Genomic DNA, 15,239 nt, shown 5'->3' on the forward strand with positions numbered 1-15,239 from the left:
CAGGATTGAAGCTATGCAATCAGAGCCATATTCACGAGAGTTAGGTGCGGTCGAGGCCTTGATGGTCGAGTTTGCCAGGGAGTGTCATGGGGGGACTCAAATTGTCTCCTTTATTAAGGTACTTCAACCATTAAATGTGAAGACTTTGCAAGACGGGCTGGCCTGGGTGCACCATTTGCATCCTATGTTGAGAGCAAGGGTTAAATTGGGGGCGAATTTCGAATGGCATTGTAATGTGGACTTTAGCTCAATCCCTTTAGAAATTTATGTTCTTGATCATGGTTTCAATTTTGAGTTGGAGTATGTGAGGCAGTCTAAAAAAATTATAGATATAGAAAAGTATACTTATATGATTACACTTTACATTGGTAATAACCAGTGTGTGGAATGGATTTCCTTAGTTGCAAATCATGCGGCTATTGACGGTAGATCAATAATGGTCTTGTTCTTTTATCTAGATTTATATTTGAATAAAGGTGGAAACCTAGAGCTAGAGCCGCTGCCATTATATAAGCCTATAGAGGAATATCTCAAGGAAGCGGGGTACAGTGGTGGTGATCATCTGCTTCTACCAGGTAAGGACTATCTTGCATGGCCGGTCGAGCAAACCGCAGACTTGGCCAGGCGTCAAAGTAGAGCAATCCTGCGTACTTTATGTTTCGATGATGTAGAAAAATTAGCCTTAATAATCAAAGAGAAAAAAATAAGTTTTACTGCGCTGTTCAGTGCTTTGGCAGTTGTTTCATCTCAGCAGTTGGCCAATCATCGTCCATGGACAGAGATCGTATTGCCAATGGATGTACGTGGTCTGTGTAAACCAAAGATAGGTTTAAATGTTATTGGGGCCTTTACCGCGATAACAACTGTGGAAGTTTCACCGCACAATTCTGGTGTGGGAGTTTTGGACTTGGCCATAGAAATACAAAATAATTTGAATGAAAGATTTAACCCCAGCGAGTTGAAAGGCTTGATTTTTGAGTCTAGTTGCAGGCTAAAAGATATCATGCAAGCTGCAAATGAATACTCCCATAAAAGAGAGTCATTTCCAGCGGGCATTTGTGTTTCCAATTTAGGCAGTATGAGAGGATTGTGTGGTGAATTGAAATATTTTGATATAGCTGCTGGTATGCTTGTTCAAAATCATGGTCACTACCCTATGATGGTGATTGCCTATACTACCAATCAAAATGGGGTATTTGTTTTTGGGTATTGTGAGCCACTTATTAGTAAAAATAGTGCGAAAGCTATGGCTGATCAGTATATGGAGTTATTGCAAGAGCTTGTTTGTTCCTCATGAGGTCTGAACTGATGAACCCTTGTTTGTTCAATTTTTAAATTGATATATTGCCGTTCATTTCCCCCCTTTCTCCTATACTGAATACTGATTGTGTAGCCTTTCTATACGACAACTTCCACCAATGTAGGGCTCAAACATGCACTTAGAGCCATTTTTTCTCGAGCGGCATTCCCAAGATACTAACTCTAAGAGGGTGACTGTCGGGTCGGATTTTGGGGGCCAAATTTCACTTTCTAAGCGGGGGAGCATCAAACCTCTGAGCAGTACTAGTGCTGACTTTCTATTGAGTAATATTGTCCGACAGGGTGAGAGATCCTTGTGATGTGGTTCGGTTGGATGAATATTAGTCATGAACTTTATCGGCATTTTTGATGAGTTATCGACCCTAATAAATTGTGATTGCTAGGAATTTTTACAAATTGATCAAAGTCATCAAATCATATGTAGCTAAGGCCTTGTGGTTATTTAGGAGTTTATTAATTAGCTGGCGGGAAAGAGTTAATTTCATAGTGCTTTATACAGATGATGGCACAAGGTTGTATCCTTCTGAAGAGATGGGTGATAGTACATTCCACTGGAGAGTAAACTTGTGAATGATGTGGTTGTCATTGTAGGGCAAGGGCTCTATTTGGCTGTGGCAGCAATCATTGGTTTGGGTATTTCCCGGATATTAAGAATTGATAATACACTAGGATGCTTATTGGCTGGTGTATTGGCTGCTTTTCTGTTACCGGTAATCGATTATGATACAGGGTTGAGGGCAACCAGCTTAAGGGAATTGGTTTTTTTTGTGATTTTGCCCGTTCTAATTTTTGAGTCTGCTTGGCAGCTTGAGCCAAGGATTTTAAAGCGCTGGATTGGTCCGATTCTATTATTTTCGACTCTAGGGCTAGTCATTTGTGCCTTCCTGATCGCAGCAATTACCTATTATGGAATTGGCCATCCGGCGGGATTTCCCTGGATAGCGGCATTGTTGACTGGTGCTATTCTGGCGGCTACCGATCCTGTAGCGGTAGTGAATAAGTTGCGACAAGAAAAAACTGGGGAAGATTTACTTTCTCTTATTGAAGGGGAAAGCTTATTTAATGATGCCGCAGCAGTAGTCCTTTATTCTCTGGTCCTAGGGCTGGCCACTTACTCAATTGTACAGGGGACAGGTGTAAGCGCTGAGGCTCCATCGCTGAGTGTTAGTTCAGTAACGCTGTATTTCTGCATGATATTCTTTGGTGGCGTTGCTGTAGGCTTGATCTTGGGGTTGCTGACAACACTGGTTATTTTGTTCCTACGAACACCAAGTGCAGCATTAATGACTCTAGTGATTGTGGCTTTTGGTAGCTTTTACCTTGCGGAAAGCATTTTGCATGTATCTGGTATTATTTCTGTTATGACCTGTGCCATAGTGGCTAGAGCCTGCTTGCGAAAACAAAGGAAAACCTATCTGGTAGATGCAGAAACCACTTGGGAGTGGTTGGGGCTTCTCTTTACTTCAATTATCTTTGTGATCATGGGGTTGGTCATTACTTTCGAAATGTTTACCCATCAATGGTTGGCGATGTTAATTGCCACGGCCGCAGCACTGGGCGCTCGGGCCCTGTCGGTGGTGCTGGTAGCACCATTAACGCGCTTCGTAGGTCCGCCAATTCCAAAGTCTTGGCGACTGCTGATGAGTTGGGGAGGGTTGCGTGGAGTGATTGCTGTAGCCCTGGTACTTTCTCTTCCCGTTGAATTGCCCTACTGGTGGACTATCCAATCTATGGTTTTTGGTGTAGTACTTTTTTCCTTGCTAGTGCAAGGAACTACCAGCGGGCGTTTAATCAGAAAGCTGGATATCTAAAGCTTAACTACTGGATGTTTTCTGTCCGATTTTCAGGCAGGAGTAATCTGGGAAAAAGTTTGAGAGATATTGATGATATTTCTGCTTAATTGTGTCGTGATTTGAGGTTTATCATTTGCTGTTGTGCTTTTCTATTTATGTTATGGCGGCTTTTAGTAAGAGTCTGCTTCAGGCAGGGATGATTTGAATGAGATAAACTGGTCGGCTGTAGTTTTCGGAGATTCAAGCATTGGTAAATGCCCAATGTCTTTGATCAGCTGTAGTTGGGAGTTAATAATTTCTCTTGATAGGATTGTGCCTGCGCTAGGATGAAGTATCCTATCCTTATCGCCCCAGGTAATTAAAGTAGGCTTGGAAAAGCCCTTTAATCTTCCCTCTAGTGGAGATGAAAATTTGATACTTCCATCTTTTATCTGATGAATGTCTTTAAATATCTTTTGGTACAGTGAAAAGTTATTTTCAGCTATTTTTGATAGCTCTGATATTGCAAAGCCTGGTATAAAAGGTCTTTTGTGGAAAACATTATCTAATAGCGATTCATACTCCTCTCTGTTCTTGGACAGAATAACAGGTAATTCATCGCGTAAAATTTGCTCAAACATTGGACTGCTGGGTGAACTTTCCACTCCAAGAGGGTTTAAAAGCCATAAGCTATTTATCTTTTCTGGAAACTCTACAGCATAGTTTCCAGCTATGTATCCACCCATTGAATTGCCCGCAAGGTGAAAGTGCTCTAAACCCATTGCATTCACAAAGCTGTTCAGGCGTTGAGTTTGGGGTAGGACATCATAGTTTAAATCTGGATCTTTAAAGCTCTCTCCAAATCCAGGTAAATCGGGAGCAATGATCTGAAAGTGTGGGGTTAAATATCTGGCTAAGCGAACCCAGTTATCTTTGTCAGCCCCGAAACCATGTAAGAGAACGAGCGGTGTGCCTGACCCACCCTGCAAGTAACTAATTTCCCCCTCTTCAATTTCAATTTTTTTGAGCTTTAGGCCCGATATTTTTCTTTCAGCAAAAGTTCCAAGCGTGAAAAGTGTATGGGTAATGGAAGTTAAATTCATTGTATTGGTTGTAGTGATTATAATTACTTAACTGAAAAATCGATGTTGCTCAGTAGGATATTGATCATTCATTGACCAGCCCATTTGATTGATATCCACATTGGTTAGAAATTTTGAGTCAACGATTTAGTTGTTTGAAGTTTGTATAATCCTTCAATACTAACAGGGCTGTAAAGGCTATCAAATTGGAATGTATGATATGGACCTATTTTGGCACATAATATTTCCTCAAGAGAAGATGTTGAATTTCTGCTAACTTGCAGAGAAAGGATGCCGGGTTCACTAGATATGTTATGAGCATATTGCTAGGTTGCCAATGCCAGCCAGTGTTGTTTTTCGTGTCTAAAGTATTTAATTGCCAATCACTATTTTTTAGATCAACATAATTGGATTGTCTAATGCTATCCATAACGCCACTGAGAGCAAGCTCAAAGAAAATAGCATTCCCTGTACTCTTTGGCTTCTATCATTAGTAGCGAATTTTGCGAGTGCACTTCCGAATACAATCCAGCAGAGGTGTGTTGATAGATTAAGGATAGTCATTAGTGCGATTAGTAATAGGATGGTTGTGGTGGGTTCGTGCTGAAGGTTGGGCGCAAAGATAGAAAACATGGTAAATGTTATAATCCAGCCTTTAACGTTTAGAATTTGAATCAACATTCCATTCCATATTGAAATCTTCGGCGCTTCACCCTGGCTCAGTGGTGACTTAGGTTTGGCGAAATGATAAGCGAGATAGATTAAATAGATAACACCGCCAGCCTGAAGTACTCTTAAGGCAACAGGGTAGTTGGTTAACCAAGTCATTAAGCCAAAGCCAACTAAGAACCCTTTCACAATAAAAATAAAATCTATTCCGGCCATTAGTGGCAATGACCTGCGGATACCCAAGCTTGCACCGGCTGCAGCGAAGGTGATATTGGCAGGACCAGGGCTAAAGATGAGCGGAAACATAACAGCCATCCACGCGAGAACAAATTTCATACTCATAAGACGTACCTATGCCAAACATTCAGAAGTTACCAGTTGAGGGTTGTGGAAACAGCTTTACTGGCGGTGAGGGATGAGTCTATAGAGAGAAGCTATTACTATCTTGTATAAAATTGCGCTATATCGATTTTAGATAACGCCCAGGAGTAATACCAAAAGTCTTTTTGAAGTTTCTACTCATATGGCTTTGATCAAAGAAACCACACTCGGATGCTACTGTGGCAGCATTTAGTCCTTGTTGTAGCAAAAGGCGGGCCTGATGAATTTTGTAAAGGACCAAAAATTGATGGGGAGCTATACCATAGTGCTTGCTAAAGCAGCGGATTAATTGGTATTGGCTCATTTCCGTGAGCTGACATAGTTGCTCAAGCGTTACGTTGTATTGCCAGTGATCACACAAATAGTTGCGGATTTTTATTGCGGCTGAGATATCTTTTGTATTTCGAGGGCTGAGGTTCTGGTCGCCATGATTGGCGAATAGCTTGGTAAGCGCCAACGTTAAAAGGCTATCTACGGCAAGCGGTAAGTGAGTACCATTCAGGCTACAGTGAAGTTGAAAGAGTAGCTTGAAAAGCTCAGGATCATGAATAATAGGGCCCTTAAGGAAAGGCATCGGAGTTTTACCAGGGCTACTATGTTGCCGCAATATTTGTGTAACCAGCTTTGTATCAAAATAAAACATCCGGTAATGCCAGCCTTGCTCGCTACCGCTGTAACCTGTATGTATTTCACCGGGGTTAATGGCGACAATGTTCCCCTGGGGGATGATATTACTTTGCCCGCGATAATCTAATTTCTCCGCGCCTGCCTGGATAATGCCAATGGCTAATTCATCGTGCCAATGTTTATTAAAGGCAAAACTGCGAAAGTGTGCATGAAATAGTTCTATGCCACTGTGTTTTGGGCTACGCCAAATCGCCGAAAATTCCTTTTGCATCTATAGGTCTAATTCATCAGTTCTTATTTATCAATACAGCTGTTTCAGCAGCGAGCATTACAAGATACAAAAAGAGGAAGAGCTGGGCAAAGAATCTTTTCAGTAGAGGGGAAAGTGGGAGGTAAGGCCGTGGAGTTATCCACGGCCAAGAGCAATAGTTATTGCCAGTTGAGGATCACTTTGCCGGACTCACCAGAGCCCATGGTGTCGAAGCCTTTCTGGAAATCGTCGATAGGGAACTGGTGGGTAATAATCGGGGTCAGGTCCAGACCGGATTGAATCAGGCTGGCCATCTTGTACCAGGTCTCGAACATTTCGCGGCCGTAGATCCCTTTTATGATCAAACCTTTGAAGATGACCTGGCTCCAGTCAATAGCCATTTCGCCGGCGGGAATACCGAGCATGGCGATCTTGCCACCGTGGTTCATTGCCTCGAGCATATCGCGGAAGGCAACGGGAACCCCGGACATTTCCAAGCCCACATCGAAGCCTTCGCTCATGCCCAATTCTGTCATCACATCTTTAAGGTTTTCCTTGGAGACATTCACGGCACGGGTGGCCCCCATCTTGCGGGCCAGATCCAGGCGATATTCGTTGATATCAGTGATGACCACATGGCGTGCGCCAACATGTTTGGCGACTGCTGCGGCCATAATGCCGATAGGACCGGCGCCGGTGATCAATACATCTTCGCCCACCAGATCGAAAGAGAGGGCGGTGTGTACGGCGTTACCGAGGGGGTCAAAAATGGAGGCCAGCTCATCAGAAATATTGTCTGGAATTTTAAAAGCGTTTAATGCCGGAATAACCAAGTATTCGGCAAAAGCGCCCTGGCGGTCTACACCAACACCGTAAGTGTTGCGGCAAAGGTGGCGGCGGCCTGCGCGGCAGTTGCGACAGTGGCCACAGGTGATATGCCCTTCGCCGGAAACGCGGTCGCCCACTTCAAAACCGGCAACTTCCTGACCCATACCAACGACTTCACCCACATATTCGTGTCCCACTACCATGGGCACTGGGATGGTCTTTTGCGACCACTCATCCCAGTTATAAATATGCATGTCGGTGCCGCAGATGGCGGTTTTGTGAATTTTGATCAGCAGGTCGTTATGGCCCGGCTCGGGGATTTCCACATCGGTAAGCCAAATACCCACTTCAGACTTCAGTTTAGAAAGTGCTTTCATTGTCATTAAAACTACAAAAAGAAAGGCGCAGCACCATCTGGCAATAGGATTGATCCGTTGTTAGACAGCGCGGCGATTATTTGGGAATTAAATAATTTTCAGCTCGCGGCCCACTTCAATGAAGGCATCAATGCACTGATCGAGCTGCTCGTGAGTGTGTGCCGCAGACATCTGGGTGCGAATACGGGCTTGGCCTTTAGGTACTACAGGGTAGAAGAAGCCCACTACATAAATGCCGCGCTCCAGCATCTTGTCTGCCATTTTCTGAGCCAGAGCGGCATCGCCGATCATGACCGGAATAATTGGATGGTCGGCACCGGCCAGGGTGAAGCCAGCTTCGGACATGCGCTTGCGGAAATACGCAGAGTTTTCGCGTAACTGCTCCCGCAGTTCGCCACCTTCCATTAGCATATCGAGCACTTTCAGGGAGGCAGTGACAATAGCTGGGGCTACTGAGTTGGAGAACAGGTAGGGGCGAGAGCGCTGGCGCAGCAGATCGATAATTTCCTTGCGGCCAGAGGTGAAACCGCCGGAAGCACCGCCCAGGGCCTTGCCCAGAGTGCCAGTAATAATATCGATACGATTGATGACATCACAGTATTCGTGGGTGCCGCGGCCGTGTTCACCGAGGAAGCCTACCGCGTGGGAGTCGTCGACCATCACCAGGGCATTGTAGCGGTCAGCCAGATCGCAAATCGCTTTTAGGTCGGCGATCACACCATCCATGGAGAAGACACCATCGGTGGCGATCAGCTTGGTTTTGGCGCCTTCGGCGTCAGCTGCCTGTAGCTGTTTCTCCAACTCCGCCATATTGTTGTTGGCGTAGCGGTAGCGCTTGGCCTTACACAGACGAACGCCGTCAATAATTGAAGCGTGGTTCAGGGCATCGGAGATTATTGCATCCTCTGGACCCAGCAGGGTTTCGAAAAGGCCACCATTGGCATCAAAACAGGAGGTGTAGAGGATGGTGTCTTCGGTGTGTAGGAATTCTGACAGGCGCGATTCCAGTGCCTTGTGGATGTCCTGGGTACCACAGATAAAGCGCACTGAGGCCATACCGAAACCGTACTGGTCCAGGCCTTCTTTGGCGGCTTTGATCAGGTCCGGGTGATCGGCCAGGCCCAGGTAGTTATTGGCACAGAAGTTCAGTACCTGGGTGTCGTTGTTCACCTGTATCTCGGCGGCCTGCTGGGAGGTAATGATCCGCTCCCGCTTATAGAGGCCGTCGGCTTCGATTTGTTTTAGCTCGTTGCGCAGGTGCTCAAAGAATTGTTCTGGCTTGGACATGATATTGTTTTTAGCTCCTGTCGGGTGCTCGTGGCACTAGGTATCTGGCGCGAATCAAAATGGCGCCACTGGATTCTCGTTTATCCCGCCAGCTCGCAGGCCTTGTGGGCAGTGATTGGCTGCTCGCTGGCACGGCAGCTGGTGGCGAATTTTAAAGCTTCTTCCGCGGTGTCGAACAGTAGTTGCCACAACAATTGCCGATCGGCCCGTCTCACGGCTCTTACCGCGGTGCGGCTGCGTTGGTTGGCAATTTGAATTTCTATAACGTCTTTACTGGATAACGGTGATTCGGACATGGTCCCTCCAAGGGTAAAACTTTGGAGGGCTGACGTGGAAGCGGCGAAAGGGTATTCGCTAATCCGGTTGGATTGCTCTTGTAGAGCCCCATCCTCCCCGCAGGCTTTGGTGTGCCAGCAGAGAGAGAACCACCTTGCCCCGGTCGGCAGGTTGGCGTTGGCGTCAGCCACTCTCGTGATGTGCGAGCAAAGATAGCGGGGAGGGGATTGGCAGTCAACTGCACCGCCCACGATTGCAGGCGGTGCAGAAGTTTATGCCGGCAGTTGCACAGATTTCAGTTCTATAAACTCGCCGAGGCCGGCCTCGCCAAATTCGCGCCCGTTGCCAGAGCGCTTGTAGCCGCCAAAGGGTGCGTCGTAATTAAACTCGCCGCCATTGACGAAACATAGGCCTGCCTCGATGCGGCGCACCAGAGGCATGGCGCTCTCTGCATCCTTTGCCCAAACACCGCTGGATAAGCCGTATTCGGTGTCATTGGCGATGGTAATTGCCTCATCCATATCCTTGTAAGGGATCAGGCAGGTCACAGGGCCAAAGATCTCTTCGCGGGCGATGCTCATATCGTTGTGTACATCGGCAAATACTGTGGGCTTCACATAAAAGCCCTTCTCCAGCCCAGAGGGCACCTCGGCGCCGCCAGTGACCAGGCGTGCACCCTCGTCGATACCCTTCTGGATATAGCCGCGCACTATCTCGCGCTGGCGCGCGGAAGAGAGTGGGCCCATAAAGGCATTTTCATTGGTGCCCATGGCGATGTCTTCGGCGACCTGGCGGGCGATTTCTACCGCTTCGTCATAGCGTTCGGCAGGTACCAGCATACGGGTGAGGGCGGTACAGGTTTGGCCACTGTTGATAAACACATCTTCGCAGCCCCAGCGTACGGCGGCTTCCAGATCTGCATCGGGGGTGATAATCAGAGGGGACTTACCACCTAATTCCTGGGTTACGCGCTTCACCGTGGGCGCAGCGGCCTTGGCCACTTCCACACCGGCGCGAGTGGAACCGGTGAAGGAGACCATATCGATACCGGGATGGGCAGAGAGCGCCGCACCCACTTCGGAGCCAGCACCGGGTACCAAGTTGAAGACGCCGGCGGGGACACCGGCCTCTTCAATAATTTCCGCCATCACAAAATCCTGCAGCGGCGTGATTTCAGCGGGTTTAGTGATCATGGTGCAGCCGGCGGCCAGGGCCGGAGCCACTTTGCCCACAAACTGGTGCAGAGGGTAGTTCCAGGGAGTGATAAAACCGCACACGCCCACGGGCTCGCGGAATAGAACGGAATGGCCGGCCTTCTCTGTTTTTTCCATTTCCGCGGTGCGCTCGGCGTAGTAGCGCATGGCATAGATAGGGCCATCCACATGCAACCAGCGGGTGATATGTTCGGGGCAGCCGAGTGTCTGGGACACGGCCTGAACCAGATCTTCCTTGCGTTTTTCCATACCGTCGGCAATGGCGTTGAGCAGTTCGCGGCGCATCTGTGCGGTGCTGTTGCGCCAGCTGTGGAAGGCTTGGCGCGCGGCTTCCACGGCGAGATCCACATCTTCGGCCGAGCCTTCGGCCACTTGGCAGATGAATTCTTCGGTGGCCGGGTTGATCACCGGGTGAGTCCCGGTACCCAGAGGCTCGCGCCATTCGCCGTTAATAAACAGCTTGCCCGTGGGCAGTTTGCTGAGATCTGTCATGTCACGCTTCCATTTGTTCTGCGCCTGAAGGCGCGCTGATTTCGATCAGGGTTGGGGTCTGGCGGCCCAGGGCATCGGCTACTGCTTGCGCCAATTGGCCGGGCTGGTCGATACGACAGCCCTCGGCACCAAAGGCCTTGGCCAGGGCAACAAAATCCGGGGTGCGCAGGTTTACACCTTCCTGCGGCACTTCCGCCGCATCCATAAAGTCGCGGATTTCTCCGTAGCCGGCGTTATTCCATACCAGGATAGGCAGAGGTAAACGTTGCTCAACAGCCACTGCCAATTCGCCCAGGGTAAACATCAGGCCGCCATCGCCGATCAGGGCGATTACATCCCGCTCGCTAGAGAGCTTGGCGCCAACTGCCGCAGGCAGGGCGAAGCCCAGGGTGCCATAACCGGTAGTACAGGTCACATGGCTACGCGGATGATATAGGGGCAGGGCGTGGTTAGTGTTATAGGCCAGCTGGGTGGAGTCTGTCACCAGGATACCGTTTTCCGGCAGGGCTTCGCGCAGGGCCTCAACCCAGGGGAAGCGTTGTTCTGAGCCATCCCACCATTCTTTGCGGCAGTCTTTCAGTAACTGGGAAACCTCTTTTTCAGAATGTTCGCCTGCTGTTGCATCGCGTTGGATCAGGGCGGCTTCCAATTGTTGCAGGCTCTCTTTGGCGTCAGCACAGATCGCCAGATCCGGTTGGGCGTTGCATACCAGCTGTGCAGCATCTATATCGATACGAATCAGTTTGCCGGAGAAGGCGTAATCGTCCCGCACCAGGTTGCGATCGGTTTCAGAGAGTTCGGTGCCCACGGCCAGAACCACATCCGCATTCTCCACGCGGTTGCGTACACAATCGAAACTCAGGTTGGCACCGCCACACAGTGGATGGCGTTCATCTACAACGCCCTTGGCTGCCAGAGACAGAAATACCGGGGCCGCAATTTTTTCAGCAATTTGGGTAGCCGCTTCGCCGGCGCTCTGGGCACCGCCGCCGAGGAGGATGACCGGGCGCTGGGCGGATTGCAGCCATTCGGCGGCCGTGGCGATAGCAGCGCTATTTGCCGCCGGGGCCATAGCGGCTGGTGCAGCTTTGTAGTCTTCCAGTTGGCCGGGCATGGGAGCCGGGAACAGGTCGATGGGGATTTCGATATGCACAGGCCCCGGGCGGCTGGACTGCAGCAGCTGGAATGCCCGTGCCATCACCTCTGGTAATTGCTCTGCCTGGCTGAGCGTGTGCTGCCAGATACAGAAGCCGCGGCTGGCATCACTCTGTTGCGGCAGTTCATGTAGGCGACCGCGGCCCATGCCCAGGTCTTCGCGGCGATTGATTGCGGAGATCACCAGCATGGGAATCGAATCGGAATAGGCTTGCGCCATGGCGGTGGCGGCGTTGGTGAGACCGGGGCCGGTGATCAGGAAGCAGACACCAATCTTGCCACTGGCACGGGCATAGCCATCCGCCATAAAGGCGGCACCCTGTTCGTGGCGCGGAGTGATATGCATCAGGTCACTGCCGGGCAGACCTCGGTACAGTTCGATGGTGTGGACACCGGGGATGCCGAAGACTTTTTCCACCTGGTAGTCGCGCAGCAGGCGCATGAGCACCTGGGCGCATGTGGGCGCAGAGGACATAGCCACCATTTTCCTTATTTGTGTAAAAATGCCGTGAGCCTAGCGGCCCACTAAAAAGCACGCAAGCGCCCGCAGAGTCTGCACCTGCGAGGGGAAATACGCAGGAAAATTGAGATTCGTCCCGTATCGCGACAGGAAACTTGGCCCCCGAGCCGTAAGATTCCTTGTGTAAAGGGAGTTGCGATACAAGAGGATTTGTCGCGTAGCTGGAATAAAAATCGCTTTGCTTCAGCTGGCTGGATATATTTTGAGCTTGAATAACTTAGGAAGTAGCACCATGGAAATCGATCAATGGCGTCGTGAATACCTGCTTGGCGGTTTGCGCCGTTCGGAGTTAAAAGCCACCCCGGTGGAGCAGTTTCGCGAATGGCTTGAGGAGGCTCTGGCGGCCAAACTTTCTGACCCTAGTGCCATGTGTCTGGCCACGGCCGATAGCAGCGGCCAGCCCTCCCAGCGCATTGTATTGCTAAAAGGTTTTGACGAGCGCGGCTTTGTTTTTTACACAAACCTGCAGAGTAAAAAAGCGCATGATATGGAGAAGAACCCGCAGGTATCCCTGCTGTTCCCCTGGCACAGCCTGGAGCGCCAGGTCATTGTTAGCGGCAATGTGGAGTCGGTGACGCGTGAGGATGCCGAGCAGTATTTCCAGTCCCGCCCACTGGAAAGCCAGCTGGCCTCCTGGGCCTCGCGCCAGAGCCAGCCACTGTCATCCCGTGAGGAACTGCAAAAACAGTTTGACCAAGAAAAGGCGCGCTTTGCAGATGGACAAGTGCCGCTGCCAGATTTTTGGGGCGGTTATCGGGTAGTGCCACACTCGGTGGAATTTTGGCAGGGTGGTGCCAATCGCCTGCACGACCGCTTTATTTATCGCGCCGATGATAGCGGTTTGTGGACGCTGGATCGTTTGTCTCCCTAATGGCTGCAGAATTTTAGCTAAAGTGTGGCGTGGAAAATTTGAGCGGGGTTATGACTCCGCTTTTTGCTTTGATTTTTATCATTTTACATTCAGGCAAAATAGAAAAGGGTAATGAATATTTGCCAAATTAAAAAAGCGTACCCATTAAAATGTCATTTTAAGGCTGCAGGTTAAATAGATGTTTTATTCTATAAATACTGCATTTATTAGTAGGGCGGGTCAGGCCTTTTTTTCGCCTTCGCGATTGAGAAAGTCCAAGCCTTTGATGAGGGCCTCAACCCGGCTTTCTACAAAACAATCCTCGTCCATCCAATCCCGGATATGTAATTTCTCCAACCTGTCCAGTGTTGGCTCATTGGGGCAGTACAGATAGACTTTGCAGCCTAAACTAATGGCATCACGCATGGTATTTTCCAGTGCCAATGCCGCTGTTGTATCAATCATGGGTACTGTACTTAAATCCATAATGATGACTTTAAATTTACCCACTGCGGCTTGCTGTCGGGTAATGGCCTTGGATACCCCAAACAACATTGGGCCCGATAAAAAGAAAAACAGGATCTGTCCTTTTGACTGCCGCAGCATCTCCCGTTCCCGCCGATTGAGAGGGTCGCCTTCCTCGATACCGGAAATCGCTTTAACACTTTTTTCCTGAATACGGCTGAGCCGCTCAATGGTGATGATATTAACAAGGAATACACCAATGGCCACGGCGTAAATCAGGCCCACAAACACGGTCATCAACAGAACGCTGTACATAATAAAGGTTGGGAATATTGCCACCTGGTGATGGTGAACGCGTCGGATATAACTCCAGTCGAGAATATTAATGCCGACGAACACCGCGATACCGGCTAATACCGCCATAGGAATCGGCTGCGTTAGGGGGGCAAACCAGAGCACCACCAGCAGTAGAATCAGCGCACGCACTATACCGGCCAGAGGAGAGCGCGCCCCTACCTGAATATTCACCACGGTCCCCATGGTGGAACCCGCGCCGGGCAGCCCGCCAAACAAACCGGATACGGTGTTGGCGATGCCCTGGCCGATCAATTCCCGGCTGGGGTTGTGCTCCCTGCGCGTCAGGCTGTCCGCTATCACCGCAGTTAACAGGGTATCGAGACAGCCCAGAGTGCCGAGCACCAACGCTTCAATCAGCATGGTGGACAACATATCAAAAGTGATGTCGGGTAAAACCAGGGAGGGCAAGCCACTGGGAATTTCGCCGATGCGCCGGATCTCTTCGTTGTCGAACAACACCATGGAAAGCAAGGTAATGGTGACTAGTGCCACCAGTTGGGGGGGAACCAGCTGTTTGAGTTTCTTTGGTAAAAAAAACAGCATTCCGAGGGTGAGCAAACCGAGGAAGAGTTCCCCATAGTGGGTATTTCTGACTAGCTCCGGCAATTCCTGTACGGTTTCCATCGGCCCGCCAGGGGGCGTGGGTTGGCCGAGTAACGGACCAATCTGCAAAATTACCAGAATAATACCCACCCCGGACATAAATCCTGAGACCACGCTGTAGGGCATCAAGACAATATATTTGCCAAGCTTTAACGCCCCCAAAGCAATTTGAAAAATGCCCGCCATGATGACCACGGTAAAGGCCATTGCCAGTCCCTGGTCTGGGTGCTCTGCCATCATGGTGGTGATCACCGCAGCCATTACTACTGTCATGGCACCGGTAGGCTCAGAGATTAAGGTTCGGGTACCCCCAAACAAGGAGGCAAATAGCCCGATCAGAATGGCCCCCCACAGCCCTGCACTGGCTCCTGCCCCGGAAGCAACCCCAAACGCCAGTGCCATGGGTAGCGAAACCACGGCTGTGGTAACTCCACCAAAGAGATCCCCTTTGAGGTTCACTCCTTCAAATCTACCCGTCAACAAGGCCGCGCCTCTTCGTGAGTTTCGAATGACTCTAAGGATATGGCAGTTATGTGGAACTGCCAGAAGGAGGGTTGTTCTACGGCCAGTCTATTTGTGTGGTTTTCAGCACTTGCCTTTCGTGTGCTTGCACTCTCTGGCTATTTTTGTGCAGGGACGCTTAGAATATCGCGCCAACCAGATTGCGGGAAATACCGTATAAAAACCCGTTGGTACGACTGTGCTTGATCAAGT

12 protein-coding genes and 1 riboswitch are annotated in these 15,239 nt (G+C 49.5%); of the genes, 3 read left to right on the top strand and 9 right to left on the bottom strand.

Going from position 1 to position 15,239, the window contains the following annotated elements:
- Window positions 1-13 precede the first annotated feature (13 nt).
- Both ACJJIC_RS09595 and ACJJIC_RS09600 read left to right on the top strand, forming a co-directional pair.
- Window positions 14-1,297 carry a hypothetical protein gene (locus tag ACJJIC_RS09595; RefSeq protein ID WP_444910120.1) on the top strand — a complete coding sequence of 428 codons (1,284 nt, stop codon included), beginning with the start codon at window positions 14-16 and terminating at the stop codon, window positions 1,295-1,297.
- 589 nt (window positions 1,298-1,886) lie between these two features.
- Window positions 1,887-3,131, top strand: a complete 1,245-nt coding sequence (locus ACJJIC_RS09600; RefSeq protein WP_444910119.1) for a cation:proton antiporter — start codon at window positions 1,887-1,889, stop codon at window positions 3,129-3,131.
- Window positions 3,132-3,283: 152 nt separating this feature from the next.
- Here the strand turns inward: ACJJIC_RS09600 and ACJJIC_RS09605 are convergent, their stop codons facing one another.
- The 8 genes from ACJJIC_RS09605 to ACJJIC_RS09640 form a co-directional block, all read right to left on the bottom strand.
- Window positions 3,284-4,195, bottom strand: coding sequence for an alpha/beta fold hydrolase (locus ACJJIC_RS09605; protein ID WP_252085211.1), 912 nt, complete (start codon window positions 4,193-4,195; stop codon window positions 3,284-3,286).
- Between the two features lie 372 nt (window positions 4,196-4,567).
- Window positions 4,568-5,185, bottom strand: coding sequence for a LysE family translocator (locus ACJJIC_RS09610; protein WP_444910118.1), 618 nt, complete (start codon window positions 5,183-5,185; stop codon window positions 4,568-4,570).
- A gap of 118 nt (window positions 5,186-5,303) precedes the next feature.
- The gene (locus tag ACJJIC_RS09615; protein WP_444910117.1) at window positions 5,304-6,122 is read right to left on the bottom strand and encodes an AraC family transcriptional regulator; all 819 of its coding nucleotides are present in this window, start codon (window positions 6,120-6,122) and stop codon (window positions 5,304-5,306) included.
- 158 nt (window positions 6,123-6,280) lie between these two features.
- On the bottom strand, window positions 6,281-7,306 hold the full coding sequence (gene tdh / locus ACJJIC_RS09620) for an L-threonine 3-dehydrogenase, zinc-binding type (protein WP_444885566.1): 1,026 nt from the start codon (window positions 7,304-7,306) through the stop codon (window positions 6,281-6,283).
- An 87-nt stretch (window positions 7,307-7,393) separates the two neighbouring features.
- Complete coding sequence (locus ACJJIC_RS09625) at window positions 7,394-8,593, bottom strand: glycine C-acetyltransferase (protein ID WP_444910116.1); 1,200 nt, start codon at window positions 8,591-8,593, stop codon at window positions 7,394-7,396.
- An 80-nt stretch (window positions 8,594-8,673) separates the two neighbouring features.
- Window positions 8,674-8,889 carry a hypothetical protein gene (locus tag ACJJIC_RS09630; RefSeq protein ID WP_152454298.1) on the bottom strand — a complete coding sequence of 72 codons (216 nt, stop codon included), beginning with the start codon at window positions 8,887-8,889 and terminating at the stop codon, window positions 8,674-8,676.
- A gap of 58 nt (window positions 8,890-8,947) precedes the next feature.
- Window positions 8,948-9,076: riboswitch (SAM-I-IV-variant riboswitch) on the bottom strand.
- A 65-nt stretch (window positions 9,077-9,141) separates the two neighbouring features.
- Window positions 9,142-10,575, bottom strand: coding sequence for an aldehyde dehydrogenase family protein (locus ACJJIC_RS09635; protein WP_444904296.1), 1,434 nt, complete (start codon window positions 10,573-10,575; stop codon window positions 9,142-9,144).
- A 1-nt stretch (window position 10,576) separates the two neighbouring features.
- Window positions 10,577-12,205, bottom strand: a complete 1,629-nt coding sequence (locus ACJJIC_RS09640; RefSeq protein WP_445356819.1) for a 5-guanidino-2-oxopentanoate decarboxylase — start codon at window positions 12,203-12,205, stop codon at window positions 10,577-10,579.
- A 277-nt stretch (window positions 12,206-12,482) separates the two neighbouring features.
- Here ACJJIC_RS09640 and pdxH point away from each other — a divergent pair, with 277 nt between their 5' ends.
- Complete coding sequence (gene pdxH, locus ACJJIC_RS09645) at window positions 12,483-13,121, top strand: pyridoxamine 5'-phosphate oxidase (RefSeq protein ID WP_444888478.1); 639 nt, start codon at window positions 12,483-12,485, stop codon at window positions 13,119-13,121.
- Between the two features lie 219 nt (window positions 13,122-13,340).
- Here the strand turns inward: pdxH and ACJJIC_RS09650 are convergent, their stop codons facing one another.
- Window positions 13,341-15,005 (bottom strand): SulP family inorganic anion transporter, encoded by a 1,665-nt coding sequence (locus ACJJIC_RS09650; protein WP_444910114.1) that lies wholly within the window; start codon window positions 15,003-15,005, stop codon window positions 13,341-13,343.
- Between the last annotated feature and the right edge of the window lie 234 nt (window positions 15,006-15,239).

The organism is Microbulbifer mixtoriginis (SeqCode) (assembly GCF_052468275.1).